Below are 16,630 nucleotides of genomic sequence, written 5' to 3' on the forward strand. Positions count from 1 at the left end.
CCGTGAACACGCACAAGCCCTTCAACGTCAACTTGGTGGTGCGCGACAACGGCCTGGGCCTGACGCGCGACGCGCAGCTTCTCGCCGACGCGCTGAAGGCAAACGGTTGCCACGTGCACGTCACGTCGCTGGGCGAACAGGACGAACAGAACCGCTGGCGTTACGGCCGCGGCCGTCGCGTGTTCTACAGTCATGCGCGTCACGCATGGGCACGCATGCGCCATCGTGCGATCTACGATCTCAACATCATGTTCGAGCACGTGTGGCCGCTGCACCTGCCGCTGGCGCGCCACAACATCGCGCTGCCGAATCCGGAATGGTTCGACACCAAGGATGCCGCGCACCTTCGGCGCATCGACCATGTCTGGGCGAAAACCGGTCACGCACAAGCGCTTTTTCAGCGCCTTGGCTGCAAGACGTCCTATGTGGGGTTCGACAGCGACGACCATTACGACCCTCGCATTCCGCGCACGCGGCGCTTCTTCCACCTCGCCGGCGGCAGCCGCATCAAAGGCACCGAACGACTGCTTGATCTCTGGCGCAGGCATCCGGAATGGCCGCAGCTCACGGTGCTGCAGAATCCCGCTTGCGCCAAACCGGGAACTCCGCAGGCAAACATCCGTCACTGCGTCGAATACGTCACCGCAGAATCACTGCGCGAGCTGCAAAACGCGCATGCCTTCCACGTCTGCCTCTCCGAGGCGGAAGGATGGGGTCACTACATCGTCGAAGCCATGGGTGTCGGCGCCGTCGTCATCACGACGGATGCGGTACCGATGAATGAATTCGTCAACACCGATCGCGGCTTGCTGGTCGGTTACGCGAGTACGGGCACGATGGGTCATGCGACCACGTACTTCTTCGACGAAACCGCCATGGAACAGGCCGTCGCCAAAGCGCTGACGATGAGCGACGAAGCACTGCGCACCACCGGCGAACGTGCGCGCCAGTGGTTCATCCAAAATCACGATGCCTTCGCCAAACGCGTCGGCGACGCGCTGGCCGAGATCAGGCTGTAAGAGCCTGTTCATGATCTCCGCGTAGCCCGCGCCGGGAGCTGTTTGCCCGCAAGCCAAGGAGGAGCGAGGGCGCGTATGTCGATACGTAACCGAGCGAGGACGCAGGATGGCGGGCAAACAGACCCGGCCCTTCGGGTTGTGTCGGAGTGGCCGCCATGCGGCAGCGCGCGGCTTGACCAGACAGCCAGTCTGGCGCTGCGCCACACACTACCACCTGACGGCCACTCCGACACAACGCGGGCTACGCGGAGATCATGAACAGGCTCTAAGCGCCGGATCGTTCACATGCTGATCGATGCCCTTTTCGCAGCGCGTGATGCGCTCGGTAATCGTCGCGCGGTAGAGCCGATTGTTAGGCAGGCTCATGTCGTTCACATCGATCTGCGCGCGCGTTGCGTGTTCCAGATGCGCCGCCAGCGCGCACCACTTTAGCTGGCGTCGACGCAAGCCGGCATTCTCGAGGCGTGCGGCCAGTTCGCGATCTTCCGCACCGTAGCCTTCCATGCGCTCATCGAAACCGTTGACGCGGATCAGGTCGCTGCGCCAGAAGCTCGTGTTGCAGCTCATCACGCGACCGCCGTTTTTGCCGCGCGCTTTCCAGCGCGCCAGCGCCGGTGCACGGAACGAATAAAGCCGCTTGATACCGTCGAAGACACGAAAATCGGCATCCGCCCACGGCGCAAAAACCGGACGGCCGCCCGCCAGCAATCGCGCCGTTTCGCGCGCACGGGTCTTGAAGCGACCGCCCTGGAGAAAACAGCCCGGTTCGGCGAGCATCAGGTGATCGGCGATGAAGGACGGATGCAGGATCATGTCGCCGTCGATCAGCACGATGTAGTCGCCGCGACTCGCAGCGATGCCGAGATTGCGACAGCGCGCCGCGCGGAATCCGAGATCTTCCTGCCAGATATGGCGCACAGGCACCGGAAAAACGGCCGCCATCGACTTGACCAATTGGCGCGTATCGTCGGTGGAGCCGTCGTCGGCGATGATCACTTCATCGGGCAGCCGTTGCTGCACGGCAACGCTGTGCAACACCTTGTCCAGCGCAGCCGGCCAGTTATACGTGATGACGATCAACGACACTTTTTGTGGCTTGATCGCATCGCTCATGCGCGAACCTCCGTTCCACGATCTCGCTGACTGTCGCGAATGCTCCATGACAAACCCATGCTCATCGCGACGGGCAGCCAACCCAGGAACCACTCCACGCTCGGTTTTTGCATCAGCTCCGGCGCATCGAACTGAAACGCGACCGTGGCGAATACCCACAATGCCAGCAAGCAACGTCCCGTGGTGAGGTGCCTGAAAAGCCAGCCGCGCCAGCCGACGACGATCCACAGCGCCACCCATACGAGCATGCCCGGGATACCTACCATTATCGCGGTGTGCGTGAAGACATTGTGGCTGTGCGTCCAGGTCTGGTCGGCGACCTGGATCGTGTAATGGCTGCCTTCGCCAAGCCCACGCCAGGGATGTGCGCGGATCCAGGCCTTGGCCTGCTCGAATATCTGCGGCCGGTAGGACATGCCGCGTTCCTCGACATATCGCCAGCCACCGAATGCCACGGCCGCCACCGATACCACCAGGATGGCGAAAGCGCGCAGCTTGACGTGTCCGTGCCGCGTAGCGATCAGCATGCAAGCTTGCGCCACCAGAATCGCCAGCCACGCCGAACGGCAATAGGTCAAGACGACAAACACCGCCATCACGATCAGCGACAGTATTTGCACCACATGTTTCCAGCGTTCACGCACCGCGCTCTGCGCCAGCCAGACTATCGCCGCGCCATACGCAAACGCCGCGAGGTTGGGATTGTCCAGCGCGCCGAACGCGACCACACGGCCTTCTTCCTGCCAACTCAGGGTATGCAGCACACGCGAGGGGAAGATCGTGACCGCGCCCAATGCCACCAAGGCAAGCCCGATCGCCGCCCAGAAAAGCAACTCGCGGAACCATTGCGGATTGCCGGCCACCACCGCAGCCCAGACGACGACGAACAGGAGGATGTACACAGCGTTGAAAACCATGTCCCCGGCGTGACCGTAGTTGGACCAGGTCGCCGACAGGCCAGCCCACGCCAGGAATACCAGCAGCAAGCGTCCGTCGACACCGCTGATGAGCCGACGGCCGAATTCGCCACGGCGCTTCCACACCCACCACAACGCCGGCGCCATGAACAGCACGATAAGGCTGTCGTGATACGGCTTGCCCGGATTCCACACCTTGCTGCCCACCGGGCTCGCCGCCAGGCCGACCAGCAGCCACCACATACCCAGCAGCAGCCAGCCGCCGACCCATCGAGGCAAATCGGTCTGCAGATGGAATCGCTGTCCACGCATCACCGACATCTTGGATTCTTCTAACTGCATGCTGGAACGTACTTCCCGGGTTTCATCGCGCTGCATCCATCGCGCCTCACGAGCAGGCGCCCCTTATTCCCTGCGGCATCCAATGACCGGCTCTAATGCCGAGCATGTTGCCCCAAGTAAGCTGAAACGCAATGGACTGGTAAAAGGCATACACGTACCTGCGTCACGGCACCGGAGTTTGCCAGCAGTGCGCTTGTCCGGGCAGACCGTTCGATCCGTGTTACGGGCGTGTGACCCGGTGGCCAATCCAAAGACCTCGCAGCCTTCCGCTAGAATGCGCGCATGGCTCACCTTCTCCCGCTCACGCTTGTCGTGATGACCCGCAATGAGGCGCAAAAAATCGCACGCTGCCTCGATAGCGTGCCGTTTGCCGCCGAAAAACTGGTCGTGGACAGTGGCAGCACCGACAACACCGCGGCCATCGCCAGGGCCCATGGTGCGCGCGTCTTGCATCAGGACTGGCTGGGTTTCGGCCCGCAACGCAACTTCGCCGCCGCGCAGTGCAGCCATCCCTGGATTCTCATGCTGGACGCGGACGAATACCTCACGCCCGCACTGATCGACGAACTGCAGCAGCGGCTTCCCGCGCTGATGGAAAGCGACGGCGCCGCGGCGGTCCTGCGTCGGCACCTGATCTACATGGGCAGGCCGATGCGCTGGTATCGCCCTGCCGTCGGCGAGAAGATGGCCCGCTTCTACCATCGCGACCGCGCGCGCTGGAGCGATGCGCGCGTGCACGAATCGCTGCAGTTCAAGGGCTTCCCGGTCACGATGAAGGCGCCCTTCCTGCACGACAACAATCCGAGCCTGGTGGAAAAACAGCTCAAGATACTGCTGTACGCCGAGCTGAAGTGCCGCGACTGGCTCGACAAGAACAAGCCGGCACGCATGTGGCAAACCCCCTTCGTGTTCGCGCTGGCCTTCATCAAGGATTATGTGCTGCGCCTCGGTTTTCTCGACGGCTGGCGCGGCTACGCGATCTCGCAGACGGCCGCCAGCTACGCTGCATATAAACGCATGCGTTACTACGAAATGCGGCAAAATCCCGCTTCCCGCGATACCGCGACGGCCGCCTTGACTCGCAGCGGACTTGACCACTGATGTCCAAGCCTGCCCTTAAAAAGCATTACCTGCTCTACGGTTCCGAACGCTACGCGCTGGCCATCCTGCGTCCGCTGCAGGCCGCCATTCGCGCGCGTGGCGACGAAGCGGCGTGGTTTTTCGACGGCCCCGGCGCGGAGGATCTGGTGGAAGGCGAACGCCTGCTCACGGTGGAAGAAGTACGCCGCTGGAATCCGATCGCCGTGGTCACATCCAGCAATCACCTGCCGCATTTCTTTCCTGGCGTGAAAGTGGAAACGTTCCACGGCTTCAACGCCGGCAAGCCGCGTCATGTGTACATCCGCGGCTTCTTCGACCTGTATTGCACCACCGGGCCGCGCGATACCGCGCAGTTCGGCGCGCTGGCGCAAAAGCTCGGTCACTTCACCGTGACGGAAACCGGTTGGCCCAAGCTCGATCCTTTCATGAAGGAGATCGCCGGACCCTTGCCGCCCGTGCGCACGCCGCCGGTGATCCTTTATCACTCCACGTTCTCGCCCTCGTGGAGCGCGGCGGAAATTCTCTACGATGAAGTGAAGCGCCTTTCACGCGACGGGCGCTGGCGCTGGATCGTGTCGTTTCATCCCAAAATGGAGCCCGGGACGAGGGCGAAATTCAAGGCGCTGCAAAACGAATACCTGACGTTCGCCGAGAACGACAACATTCTCGACCTGTTCCCGCAGGTCGACATGATGTGCTCGGACACCTCCTCCGCGTTGAGCGAATTTCTGCTCACCGGCAAGCCTGTGGTCACGTTCAAGAACCGCGCGCCGGGCCCCCAGCTGATCGACATCGACGATCCCGCTCAATTCGAGCCCGCGATCAAGCGCGCGCTGTCGCGCCCGCCCGAGCTGATGCAGGCCATCAAGGCATTCCGCGATGCGATCCACCCCTATCGCGACGGTCATTCCAGCGAGCGCGTGCTGGATGCCATCGACGCCTTCATCGCGGCCGGCGGCCGCAATCGCAAGTCCAAGCCGTTGAATTTCTGGCGCAAGTTCAAATTGCGGCGCCGCATCGGTTATTGGGGACCGGCTTAGGTAACAGCCGGTTCAGCCTTGTACTTCGCTAAAATCACGATCACCTCATCACGGACGGCCTGACAACTCGTGTCGACCAACAGCCTTCGCCGATCCGAATATCTACGCAGCCTTTGGCCCTGGCTTCCTTTGTGGACCGTGGTCGCCCTGCTCGCGATCTTCTCGCACGGGCCCATGCCGCTTTATTCCACCCGAACCCTCGCCGTTGCCTGGGAGATGTGGCGCGAGCACCACTTCCTGGTGCCCTACATCAACGGCGAACCCTATAGCGAAAAGGTGCCGCTGCTCTACTGGCTGATTCACGCGGGCTGGTATGTGTTCGGCGTCAGCGACATCTGGCCGCGCGTACTGGAAGTGATCTTCGGCGGCGTGCAGTTGGTGCTGCTGTCGGTACTTGCACGGCGACTGTTCCCGATGCGCCCATGGGTCGCGAAGGCGGCGCCTTGGATGTTGCTGGCCTTGTCGTACGCATTCCTGTTCGGCCTGCAGATCATGTACGAAGTGCTGCTGGCCGACTGCGTACTGGGTGCGCTGTTGTGCCTCACACCGAAAGCGAATCGCGCCGAGCCACGCTGGCTTCTGTTCGGCCTGTTGATCGGCGCGGGCTTGCTGACCAAGGGGCCGGTGATGCTGCTGCACATCGCTTTTCCGTGGTTGCTCGGCCCCTTCTGGAACGATTGGGCGCGCGAGCATCGCACGCGCTGGTACGGTCGCGGCGTGCTTGCGGTGTTGCTGGGTCTGGCGATCTTGCTGGCATGGGCCATCCCGGCTGGTTTCAGCGGTGGCGACGCCTACCGGCATCGTCTGTTCTTCACGCAGACGGCTGCGCGCGTGGTGGACGGGGTGCAACACGATGAACCACTGCAAAATCACGCACACCCATTCTGGTGGTACGTGCCGTACTTGCTGGTGCTGGCGTTTCCCTTCAGCGGCTGGCCGCGCGCATGGGTGGCACTGGGTACGCTGCGCAAACCGTTCGATACGGGGTTGCGTTTCGCCCTCTGCTGGCTGGTGCCGGTGTTTGTCCTGTTCTCGGTGATCAGCGGCAAACAGCTCTATTACCTATTGCCTGAGTATGGCGGCGGCATGTTGCTGTTGGCCGGCGCGATGGCGGTGATGCGCGAGCGCCGCGTACCCCTCGCTGAAAACTACTGGCTCGGTAGCTGGCCATTGGGTATGGGCGGCATTTTGTTTGCCATCTGCCTGTTCGCCATGCCGAATCTGGTGGCACACCACTACCTTCACGGCGAATGGTTCGAAGGTGCCGCGCCTTACAGCCGCACGTTCAGCGTCGCATTCCTGCTGCTGGGCTGCCTGCTCCTGTTGCGCGGACGCGGTGAAATGCGTCGCGTTGCCGTGGCGGGTTTGCTGGGCGTGCTGGCGCTCAACACCTTGTTCACGCTGACGCTGTGGCACAAGTACGACTTGAGCCCGACGACGGCGCTCATCGCCTCCGCCCAATCCGGCAAACGCGCGATCGGCATCGATGGCAGCTACGAAGGTCAGTACCACTTCGCGGGAAGACTGAGTGAAGCGATCATCGAACTGCACGACGGCAAGGCACTGCAGGACTTCGCCCGCAGCCATCCCGATGGGTTGATCATCACCCATCCGGACACGCTCGATGCTGCCGCCCAGCGCTATGCGTTGATGGCGCAACCGTTCCGTTCCGCGTGGGTCGTGGTGTGGTCGGCACCGACCTTGGCAGACCTGCGCGCGGGCCGTACACCCATGGAGCCCGCGCAGCCACCGCAGATATTTCCCGGTGCCAAAGTGCAGTACGGCGCGCAGCCATGAACGCAGCACTGATCGCCGGCTTGCGCGCGCAATGCGGCGGCCCGCGCGATGGTGCGCTGTTGCGTTTTTCTCTAGGGAATGCGCTGCTGGAGCAAGGCGATCATGCGGCGGCCGTCGACGAATTTCGTCGCGCCGTTTCATTCGATGCCACGTACTCCGCTGCGTGGAAACTGCTTGGAAAAGCCTGCCTCGGGAGCGGTGACGCAACCGGCGCAGCGGAAGCGTGGCGGCAGGGCATCGACGTTGCGCGACAGCGCGGCGACAAGCAGGCGGAAAAAGAGATGGCGGTGTTTTTGCGTAGGATTGAGCAGAAAGACCCAAGCTAATTCGCATTGCTCGCTTGCGAGTTTAAATCTCCACACACCAGATAACGCGGAATTTTTTCCTCACCGTCATTCCGGCGCAGGCCGGAATCCAGTGTCAACACGCGTCCGAAGGACACGAGATCGATTTCGAGTACTTCGCACGATTTATTGAAACTGGATTCCGGCCTGCGCCGGAATGACAGTGAGGTGTGACGACACTCCTTGAGGTCGCCCCGGGTTCTCAATACGGACTCGGCCGGTTATCCGCCGAATACCGCTTGTAGTGCCACTGATACTGCGCAAACGCGATATTCACGCAGCTCTCAACACCACGATTGAGCGCCGCACAGGCGCGCGGCAAATCCGCATCGGCCAATTCGTCCGGCATCGGCAGGAAATGGATGCGATAGCCCTCGCCACGCGGCAAGCGCTCCGCAAACGCAAACAACACCGTGGACCCCGTGCGCGCCGCAAGCCGCGGCAACAGCACCATCGTCATCGCCTCGCGACCGAAGAATGGCGCAAATTCGCCCTCGCCCGCACGCGGCTTCTGGTCCGGCAAAATGCCCACCGTGCCGCCCGCTGCCAGGCGCTTGTACAGCGCACGCACGCCCGCGCCTTCGGCGCGCACCTGCTCCGGCGCCAGCGCACCGCGCACCTTGCGCAACAAGGCTTCCACCGCCGCGATGCGTGGCGGCCGGTAGAGAATCGCCATGGGCGTCTTGCGGCATAGCCAGTAGTTGAGCAACTCCCAGCAGCCCAGATGCGGCGCCGCGATGATCACGCCCTTGCCGGAGGCCAGCGCCGCATCGAACAGCGCTTCGCCACGCACCTCGCGCACCAGGCCGAGCGCCCGTTCGGCACCGGCGCCCCAGATCTTCACGATCTCGGTGATCGACTTGCCGGCCTCGCCCATCACCTCGCGCAACAGCGCGGCGCGTGCCTTGTCGTCGAGGTCCGGCCGCACGATGTTCAGATTGACGTCGGTGTAGCGCGCCATGCGCCCACCGCGCCGCAGCGCCAGCTGTCCGAAACCCACGCCGATCGCCTGCAGCCAACGCAGAGGCAGCAAGCCGAGCAATCGCAGCAGCAGGTAGACGAGATAGATGTCAGGGCGCATGAGTGAAGGGGTAACGTCGCGAAGCGGACGCGTAAGGGTAAAGGCACGAAGCATCGGGAGCGAGGGGTAAGCCACTGCGACGCGGGCATGCACTCAAGCTTTGGCCGCCGCTGCCGCTGAATACCAAGACACGCCTGTCGGCCGCAGCCTTCCTACGCCATCGGAACATGCGCTCCCGCCACCGACGCCTCGCCCCTTTACCGCCCAGCCGTTCCCCTGCAAAGTTGCCGTACTCGTCCTTCTTCCAGCCCGCCATCCATGATCGCACTCATCCAGCGCGTCCTTTCCGCGCGCGTCGATGTCGACAACGAAACCGTGGGTGCCATCGGCCCGGGCCTGCTGGCCCTGGTCGCGGTCCAGCCGGAGGATGGCGAGGCCCAGGCCAGGCGGATGCTGGAACGCCTGCTCGGCTATCGCGTGTTCTCGGACGAGGCCGGCAAGATGAACCGTTCCCTGTCGGACACCGGCGGCGGCCTGCTGCTGGTCAGCCAGTTCACGCTGGCCGCCGACACCCGCTCCGGCATGCGCCCCAGCTTCACCAGCGCCGCCGCACCGGAACATGGACGCCGCTGGTTCGAGCGACTGGTGGAACTCGCAAAATCAGCGCACCCGGCAGTGGAAATCGGACGCTTCGGCGCCCATATGCAGGTACACCTGGTGAACGATGGTCCCGTAACGTTCTGGCTCGACGTGCGTTAGCCGAACGGCATGCAAACGAATCGCTCGGACATGACGAAAAAAGCGCCGAAGATCGTGTTCTGGCGCGATTTTTGCGTGTGCGAGTTACTGAATTTTTCAACTTGAAACTGGTCAAAAAAGCAGCATATCGCTATACTGGTCAGTTCCACTCCCGCGGCGGTCGGTATGAATAACAAAGCCCACGAGCAACAGTCAGAAATCAAGGCGCTCATCTCCAAGGGTCTGGAGCAGGGCTATCTGACTTACGCCGAGATCAACGATCACCTCCCCGACGACATCGTCGATCCGGAGCAGATCGAAGACATCATGGCGGTGCTCAAGGGTGTAGGCATCGACGTACACGATGCCGCCCCCGATTCCGACCCGCTCGCCGACAACGCGCCGGGCTCGGCCACCGACGACGAAACCGCCGCCGAGGAAGCCGTCGCGCTGCTCTCCGCCGTGGACGCCGAAGTGGGCCGCACCACCGACCCGGTACGCATGTACATGCGCGAAATGGGCACGGTGGAGCTGCTGACCCGCGAAGGCGAAATCGCCATCGCCAAGCGCATCGAAGAAGGCCTGACCCAGGTTCAGACAGCCCTGGCCAGCTTCCCGCTGACCATCGAACTGCTGCTGGAAGAATACGACCAGCATCTGGACGGCAAGCGCCGCCTCAGCGAAATCCTGGCCGGCTTCGCCGACCTCGAGCAGGCCGCCGACGCCGCGCTGGCCGAAGCCGAACTGGCCGACGCCGATGCCGACGTTGAAGACGAAGAAGAAGACGTCGAAGCCTCCGGCGACGACGAAGAAGCCGGCCCCAGCGGTCCCGATCCGGAAGAAGTGAAGCGCCGCATGGAACTGCTGCGCGACTACTACGGCAAGTTCCAGAAGGCCGCCCCCAAGGCGACCGACATCAGCGACAAGAAAGTCACCAAGCTGCGCGACCAGATGGCCGAGGAATTCCTCAAGCTCAAGCTGCCGTCCGCGCTGATCGACAGCTTCGTGCGCAAGCTGCGCGATGTCGTGAACGACATCCGCCACCACGAACGCGTGTTGATGGAGATCTTCGTCAAGCACGTGAAGATGCCCAAGGCCGAGTTCCTCAAGACCTTCCCCAGCAACGAGGGCAACCTCGAGTGGGCGAACGAGCTGGGCCGCAAGCGCCAGAAGTGGTCGCCGAACATCAAGAACTACCGCGAGCAGATCGACGGCGAGCAGGAAAAACTGCAGGCCATCGAAAAGAAACTGTTCCTGCCGCTGACCGACATCAAGGAAATCAACCGCAGCATGTCGGTAGGCGAAGCGAAGGCTCGCCGCGCCAAGAAGGAAATGGTGGAGGCCAACCTGCGCCTGGTGATCTCCATCGCCAAGAAGTACACCAACCGCGGCCTGCAGTTCCTCGACCTCATCCAGGAAGGCAACATCGGCCTGATGAAGGCGGTGGACAAGTTCGAATACCGCCGCGGCTACAAGTTCTCCACGTACGCCACGTGGTGGATTCGCCAGGCCATCACGCGTTCGATCGCCGACCAGGCGCGCACCATCCGCATTCCGGTGCACATGATCGAGACGATCAACAAGCTCAACCGCATCTCGCGCCAGATGCTGCAGCAGTTCGGTCGCGAGCCGACGCCGGAAGAGCTGTCCAAGGAAATGGACATGCCGGAAGACAAGATCCGCAAAGTGCTGAAGATCGCCAAAGAACCGATCTCGATGGAAACCCCGATCGGCGACGACGAAGATTCGCATCTGGGCGACTTCATCGAAGACACCAACGCCAGCTCGCCGATCGACTCGGCGACGGAAACGGGTCTCGTTGAAACCGTGCGCGACGTGCTCGCCGGCCTCACGCCGCGCGAAGCCAAAGTGCTGCGCATGCGCTTCGGCATCGACATGAACACCGACCACACGCTGGAAGAAGTCGGCAAGCAGTTCGACGTCACGCGCGAGCGCATCCGCCAGATAGAAGCGAAGGCGCTGCGCAAGCTGCGTCATCCGAGCCGCTCCGAACAGCTGCGCAGCTTCCTCGATATCGACTAAGCACATCGCTTAGCAGTCACAAAAAAGCCCCGCAAACGCGGGGCTTTTTTCTTTACCCCCTCCCCTGCCTGCAGGGGAGGGCTGGGGAGGGGTAGCACGAGCTTGCCGCAAGCTTCAGGGTCTACACCCACCCCGTCCCTTCCCTACTGCACGTAAGGGAGGGAGCTTGTTTCAACAGACGTGAGTCGCGATTCCAAAGTACGAAACTTCTCGACGCGCTCAATGCACGTCATAAAAAAACTGCTCCTGCACAATCTTGTCGTTCTTCACGTGATAAACGCAGATCTCGCGCATATCCGCGCGTCCGCGCCCTTTCATCGTGGCGTCCACATGCATGGCGACGCTGAACCAGCCATCCGCCACCACCGGATCGCTGATCTCGTTGTTGTGAACCGCCTCGACACTTTCCGCCCAATGCTGGCCCTTCTCCAGTATCGCCTTCAGCCCCTTCACATTTCCCATCGGGCCATTGGACATCTCCTGCGGTTCAATGCTTATCGCATCCTTCGCATAAAGCTCGCGCTGCGCCTCTTCGAACTTGCCCTCGCGGCACAAAGAGACCAGACGATTGGCAACCGTTGCAGTGCTCATGACCAGACCTCCACATGCAAAAAAGGGAAATTATCGTAGCCCCGGCCATGTTAAGAATGCCGAAGCGCGAAGCCTTTCCCGCCTTAAGAAGTGCCCTGCCCCGAGCGACACAGTTCCGGTGTCATGCTGTTATCATTCCCGATGAGATAGGGCCTATAGCTCAACGGTTAGAGCAGGGGACTCATCGAAAGGTGCCGTCGCGCAGTAATGCGCGAACGGGAACGGGATGAATTCAGGGAAACCTTAGCGACGCGTTCGCGCGGATCGATGGCAACCCTGAGCCAAGCCGGCGGTACACCGCCGGACGGTGCAGAGACTACCTGAGGACTTCAGCGTCCTTCATAACAGGCTCGAGCGTCCCGCACCCCACCCGACACGTCGGAGGGTGAAGAGATAGTCCGCGCCGAGAGGAAACTTTCGGAACACGCGAATCCCTTGGTTCCAGGTTCGAATCCTGGTGGGCCCACCACTTAAGCCGAGCGCAGTATTTGTTGTTCGTTAAAGCATAAGTTGTCCGTTTCGGACAACTATTGGTTTAACTAAAGCATAAAGTGTCCGCGTGATCGCTCAATGCCGCATATATCCGCTTGGGGTCGAACGCGGACATTCACTTCAAATAACTTCGAAGCACAGAAAGCACCGGAGCGAGCTCAGCTTGATCCGCCGGATTGTCGTGGGCGACATGTGACTTCAAGTGCCCTTCCATGACCTCCAGGATGAGCCCGTTGATGGCACCACGCACGGCGGTCAACTGCTGAAGAATGGCACCGCACTCGGTGTCCCGCGTTAGCGCACGCTCAAGCGAAGCGACTTGCCCACTGATCCTACGCACGCGTGCTACGAGTTTTTTCTGATCTTGCTTTATGTGTGCCATGGGTTCGATCCCCGTATACTGGGGGGCAGTATATGGAGCGGAGCGAGCACCGTGCAAGAAATCGACACATCCCGATTCACTCACGATCACCAGTTCCACGCAGACAGTAGCCAAGGCGAGAAGAGAACCCGGCTCGTTGTTCTAATCACCGCGACCATGATGGTCGTCGAGATTGTCGGCGGCTACATGTTGAACTCGATGGCGCTGTTGGCGGATGGCTGGCACATGAGTTCGCATGCCTTGGCGATGGGGCTTTCGCTGTTGGCGTTCGTACTTGCCAGAAAGTACGCCAACGACCACCGCTTCACGTTTGGTACCTGGAAAATCGAAATCCTGGGCGCCTTCAGCAGTGCTCTACTGTTAGCGGTCGTTGCAGCGCTCATGATGTATCAATCCGTTGAACGCCTCTTTGCACCAAGCCCCATTCACTACAACGACGCGATCGTCATCGCCATCGTGGGCCTTGCCGTAAATCTGCTTTGCGCGTGGCTTCTACGCGGCGAGCACAGCGGTCATAGCCACGACCACGGGCATCATCACGATCACCATCATCATGATGTAAATCTTCACTCGGCTTACATCCATGTCATCGCTGATGCCGCTACGGCAGTGCTGGCTGTCTTGGCGCTTCTCAGCGGCAAACTATTTGGCGCGGCGTGGATGGACCCCGTTATGGGCATTGTGGGCTCCATTCTCGTCGCGCGCTGGGCGGTCGGATTGCTGCGAGAGTCAGGGCGAATCTTGTTGGATGCTGAAATGGACGCGCCGGTTGTGCAGGAGGTCAGGGACGTCGTCGCGGAGAAGATCCCGACTGCAAAGATTTCGGACTTGCATGTGTGGCGTGTTGGTCGGGGAAGCTATGCATGCATCCTCTCTCTTGTCTCAGATAAACCGCTGCAGGCTGAAGACATACGAGCGCACCTCGCCATCCACGAAGAACTCGTTCATGTAACGGTTGAGATTGCACAAGCCTGAGGCAAGAAGACGTCCGCTTGGGGTTGCAGACATCCGCCTCTCCCGCCCGTACGCATAACCCTTGCATTTTGCCGCCAAACAAATATGATGATCATCATATGAGACGTGTTACCACCAGATCCAAAGAAGCCACGCACGAGCGCATCGTCGAAACTGCCGCGCGCGCCATCCGGCGCAGCGGTTATGACGGCACGAGCGTCGCCGATATCATGAAGGAGGCCGGGCTCACTCACGGGGGCTTCTATGCCCACTTCCTTTCACGCGAGGCGATGCTGGCCGAAGCCGCTGATCGGGCCGGCGCCGAAGCCGTCGCCCTATCAACACACATCGCCGCTACAGCGCCGCCGGACGAAGCGCTGCAGTGCATGGTGCGCGCCTATTTGTCGAAAGAACACCTAGAAAACGCAGAGATGGGTTGCCCAGTTGCTGCTTTGGGCTCGGAAATGCCGCGTCAGGCGCCCGAGGTTCGGAAAGCTGCCACGCGTCGCATCAAAGAGATGATTGATGTCATTGCTCGGCAGTCGCCCGATTGGGGGCAACCTGGCGCCCACCAGCAGGCCTTGGTGACCGCCGCGACGATGGTGGGCACGATGGTGATGGCACGTGCAGTCGACGACCCGAAGCTTTCCGACGCCTTGTTGGAAGCGGCATTGGATCATCTTGCCCCCGCCTGAGACCGGTTCCGCTTCAACGGCCTTTTGTTGGAGCACAAATATGATGATCATCATATTAAATAACACCCAATCGCTACCTAAGAGGCATCCGCCATGAAACCTAAGAAGCCCATCGCACTGGTCACAGGTGCCTCCTCCGGCATCGGAAAGGCCACGGCAGAGCGACTCACCGTCGCGGGTTACAAGGTCTACGGCACAAGCCGACGCGGAGCACAAGCAAACCAGCAATCCTTTGTGATGCTGTCCCTGGACGTGACCCATGATGAGTCGGTCGAAGCCGCTGTTGATGAAGTCATTCGATTGGAGGGTCGCATTGATCTGCTAGTGAACAACGCGGGCTTTGGCGTTGCGCCAGCCGGTGCGGAAGAAAGTTCCATCGAGCAGGCGCAAGCGATCTTCGATACCAACTTCATGGGCATCGTCCGGATGACCCGCGCCGTCGTTCCCCACATGCGGCAGCAGCGCAATGGTCGGATCATCAACATCGGCTCGGTGCTGGGCTTCTTGCCGATGCCCTACATGGCGCTGTACTCCGCCACCAAGCACGCAGTCGCGGGTTATTCGGAGGCGATCGACCATGAGTTGCGTACGATGGGCATCCGCGTCTCCGTCGTGGAGCCCGCCTACATCAATACGCCATTCGACGCGAATTTGATGAAGCCCGATGTTCCTCTCGATGTGTATCGCGACGTTCGTGTACGTGTTGAGCGCCGGGTGAAGGAAGTGCTCGTAAGTGCAGACGGGCCAGAAGTCGTCGCCGAAATCGTGCTCAAAGCGGCCATGGCTGACCATCCGAAACTCCACTACACGCCGGGACTGGCGAGCCGCATGCGACTGCTCCGCAGATTTGCACCCGCCGGCGTGCTGGATGCGGGTGTCCGAAAAGACCTGCGCCTCGAAGCCTAGCCCCATGTTGCGAATCGGCGCGCCCGTGCTTGGTCACCCATCGACATGGCAATGCCAAAAGTAAGAACACCCTTGCTCGATACATTTACTCGATACATTTACTAGAGAGAAAACATCATGAAGGCATTCGTCATTGATCGGTATAGCAAAACGGATCCGATGCGGATTCGGGAAATGTCGCGACCTGAGGTTCGAGATGACGATGTGCTGATCGAAGTTCATGCCGCAGGTCTGAATCTCCTGGATTCCAAAATCAAAAGCGGCGAGTTCAAGTTGATCCTGCCTTATCGCATGCCGCTGGTGCTGGGCCATGATGTGGCCGGCGTCGTGGTCCAGGTTGGATCCCGCGTTCGGCAATTCAAAGTGGGCGATGAAGTCTATTCCCGGCCACCGGATCATCGCGTTGGCACGTTTGCGGAGTTCATTGCCGTGAACGAAAACGATGTCGCGCTCAAACCCAAGAACATCACCATGGAAGAAGCGGCGTCAATTCCACTGGTCGGCTTGACGGCATGGCAAGCACTCGTTGAACGAGCTCACCTGACGAAGGGGCAAAAGGTCTTTATCCAGGCAGGATCGGGGGGCGTTGGCACCTTTGCCATTCAATTGGCTAAGTACGTTGGGGCGACGGTAGCCACCACCACCAGCAGCGCCAATACCGACTTGGTAAAGCGCCTCGGCGCGGACATCGTCATCGATTACAAGAAAAACGATTTTGAGAAAGTGCTGCAGAACTACGATGTGGTCCTGAATAGCCAGGATGCAACGGCTTTGGAGAAATCCCTAAGCGTATTGAAACCCGGTGGCACACTCATCTCCATTTCTGGCCCACCTGATCCGGCATTCGCCAAAGCGATCGGAGCGCCATGGTTCGTCAGAACCATCATTAGCCTACTGAGTTCCGGCGTGCGAAAGAAAGCGACTCGTCGCAATCTGAAGTATTCGTTTCTATTTATGCAGGCGAACGGGAAGCAATTGCGCGAGATCACCGGGCTTGTCGAGGCCGGAGCGATTCACCCCGTTATTGATCGCATCTTTCCATTCGAGTCAACCAACGAGGCCCTGACTTATGTCGAAGCAGGCCGAGCGAAGGGCAAAGTCGTCGTGAAGATCAAATGACGTCGACTTTCAATTT

Annotated in this window: 16 protein-coding genes; 11 read left to right on the forward strand and 5 right to left on the reverse strand. The window is 60.7% G+C overall.

Translation table 11 applies throughout. The features are described 5' to 3' along the window. Positions 1 to 2: 2 nt before the first annotated feature. Positions 3 to 1,019 carry a glycosyltransferase family protein gene (locus tag DWU99_RS10215; RefSeq protein WP_115477922.1) on the forward strand — a complete coding sequence of 339 codons (1,017 nt, stop codon included), beginning with the start codon at positions 3 to 5 and terminating at the stop codon, positions 1,017 to 1,019. Between the two features lie 252 nt (positions 1,020 to 1,271). Here DWU99_RS10215 and DWU99_RS10220 read toward each other — a convergent pair whose 3' ends face one another. Continuing rightward, a complete protein-coding gene (locus DWU99_RS10220; protein ID WP_115477923.1) occupies positions 1,272 to 2,132 on the reverse strand; it encodes a glycosyltransferase family 2 protein in 861 nt (286 codons plus the stop codon). Beyond that, a complete protein-coding gene (locus tag DWU99_RS10225) occupies positions 2,129 to 3,391 on the reverse strand; it encodes an O-antigen ligase family protein (RefSeq protein ID WP_158543255.1) in 1,263 nt (420 codons plus the stop codon). Before DWU99_RS10225 ends, DWU99_RS10220 begins: the two co-directional genes overlap by 4 nt. Before the next feature lie 282 nt (positions 3,392 to 3,673). Between DWU99_RS10225 and DWU99_RS10230 the strand changes: the two genes are divergently transcribed. From DWU99_RS10230 to DWU99_RS10245, 4 genes are all read left to right on the forward strand, one after another. Continuing rightward, positions 3,674 to 4,492 (forward strand): glycosyltransferase family 2 protein, encoded by an 819-nt coding sequence (locus DWU99_RS10230; protein ID WP_115477925.1) that lies wholly within the window; start codon positions 3,674 to 3,676, stop codon positions 4,490 to 4,492. Then, positions 4,492 to 5,532, forward strand: coding sequence for a CDP-glycerol glycerophosphotransferase family protein (locus DWU99_RS10235; RefSeq protein ID WP_115477926.1), 1,041 nt, complete (start codon positions 4,492 to 4,494; stop codon positions 5,530 to 5,532). Before DWU99_RS10230 ends, DWU99_RS10235 begins: the two co-directional genes overlap by 1 nt. A 69-nt stretch (positions 5,533 to 5,601) precedes the next feature. Continuing rightward, positions 5,602 to 7,329, forward strand: coding sequence for an ArnT family glycosyltransferase (locus tag DWU99_RS10240; protein ID WP_115477927.1), 1,728 nt, complete (start codon positions 5,602 to 5,604; stop codon positions 7,327 to 7,329). Further along, positions 7,326 to 7,655 (forward strand): tetratricopeptide repeat protein, encoded by a 330-nt coding sequence (locus tag DWU99_RS10245; protein ID WP_115477928.1) that lies wholly within the window; start codon positions 7,326 to 7,328, stop codon positions 7,653 to 7,655. Before DWU99_RS10240 ends, DWU99_RS10245 begins: the two co-directional genes overlap by 4 nt. Positions 7,656 to 7,875: 220 nt before the next feature. Here DWU99_RS10245 and DWU99_RS10250 read toward each other — a convergent pair whose 3' ends face one another. Next, on the reverse strand, positions 7,876 to 8,754 hold the full coding sequence (locus DWU99_RS10250; protein ID WP_115478181.1) for an LpxL/LpxP family acyltransferase: 879 nt from the start codon (positions 8,752 to 8,754) through the stop codon (positions 7,876 to 7,878). A gap of 258 nt (positions 8,755 to 9,012) precedes the next feature. Here DWU99_RS10250 and dtd point away from each other — a divergent pair, with 258 nt between their 5' ends. Further along, a complete protein-coding gene (dtd, locus tag DWU99_RS10255) occupies positions 9,013 to 9,453 on the forward strand; it encodes a D-aminoacyl-tRNA deacylase (RefSeq protein ID WP_115477929.1) in 441 nt (146 codons plus the stop codon). A 165-nt stretch (positions 9,454 to 9,618) separates the two neighbouring features. Beyond that, positions 9,619 to 11,475, forward strand: a complete 1,857-nt coding sequence (rpoD, locus tag DWU99_RS10260; RefSeq protein WP_115477930.1) for an RNA polymerase sigma factor RpoD — start codon at positions 9,619 to 9,621, stop codon at positions 11,473 to 11,475. Positions 11,476 to 11,694: 219 nt separating this feature from the next. Here the strand turns inward: rpoD and DWU99_RS10265 are convergent, their stop codons facing one another. Together DWU99_RS10265 and DWU99_RS10270 are read right to left on the reverse strand one after the other, a co-directional pair. After that, positions 11,695 to 12,066 carry a nuclear transport factor 2 family protein gene (locus tag DWU99_RS10265; RefSeq protein ID WP_115477931.1) on the reverse strand — a complete coding sequence of 124 codons (372 nt, stop codon included), beginning with the start codon at positions 12,064 to 12,066 and terminating at the stop codon, positions 11,695 to 11,697. A 607-nt stretch (positions 12,067 to 12,673) separates the two neighbouring features. After that, positions 12,674 to 12,940 (reverse strand): metal/formaldehyde-sensitive transcriptional repressor, encoded by a 267-nt coding sequence (locus tag DWU99_RS10270; RefSeq protein WP_115477932.1) that lies wholly within the window; start codon positions 12,938 to 12,940, stop codon positions 12,674 to 12,676. Between the two features lie 51 nt (positions 12,941 to 12,991). Here DWU99_RS10270 and dmeF point away from each other — a divergent pair, with 51 nt between their 5' ends. The 4 genes from dmeF (at position 12,992) to DWU99_RS10290 (ending at position 16,614) form a co-directional block, all read left to right on the forward strand. After that, complete coding sequence (gene dmeF, locus DWU99_RS10275; RefSeq protein WP_115477933.1) at positions 12,992 to 13,915, forward strand: CDF family Co(II)/Ni(II) efflux transporter DmeF; 924 nt, start codon at positions 12,992 to 12,994, stop codon at positions 13,913 to 13,915. A 98-nt stretch (positions 13,916 to 14,013) separates the two neighbouring features. Then, complete coding sequence (locus tag DWU99_RS10280) at positions 14,014 to 14,589, forward strand: TetR/AcrR family transcriptional regulator (protein ID WP_115477934.1); 576 nt, start codon at positions 14,014 to 14,016, stop codon at positions 14,587 to 14,589. A gap of 93 nt (positions 14,590 to 14,682) precedes the next feature. Next, on the forward strand, positions 14,683 to 15,495 hold the full coding sequence (locus DWU99_RS10285; protein WP_115477935.1) for an oxidoreductase: 813 nt from the start codon (positions 14,683 to 14,685) through the stop codon (positions 15,493 to 15,495). Between the two features lie 117 nt (positions 15,496 to 15,612). Continuing rightward, positions 15,613 to 16,614 carry an NADP-dependent oxidoreductase gene (locus DWU99_RS10290; RefSeq protein WP_115477936.1) on the forward strand — a complete coding sequence of 334 codons (1,002 nt, stop codon included), beginning with the start codon at positions 15,613 to 15,615 and terminating at the stop codon, positions 16,612 to 16,614. Positions 16,615 to 16,630: the final 16 nt, after the last annotated feature.

Origin of the sequence: Dyella psychrodurans (assembly GCF_003363265.1) — a bacterium.
Lineage (GTDB): Bacteria > Pseudomonadota > Gammaproteobacteria > Xanthomonadales > Rhodanobacteraceae > Dyella_B > Dyella_B psychrodurans.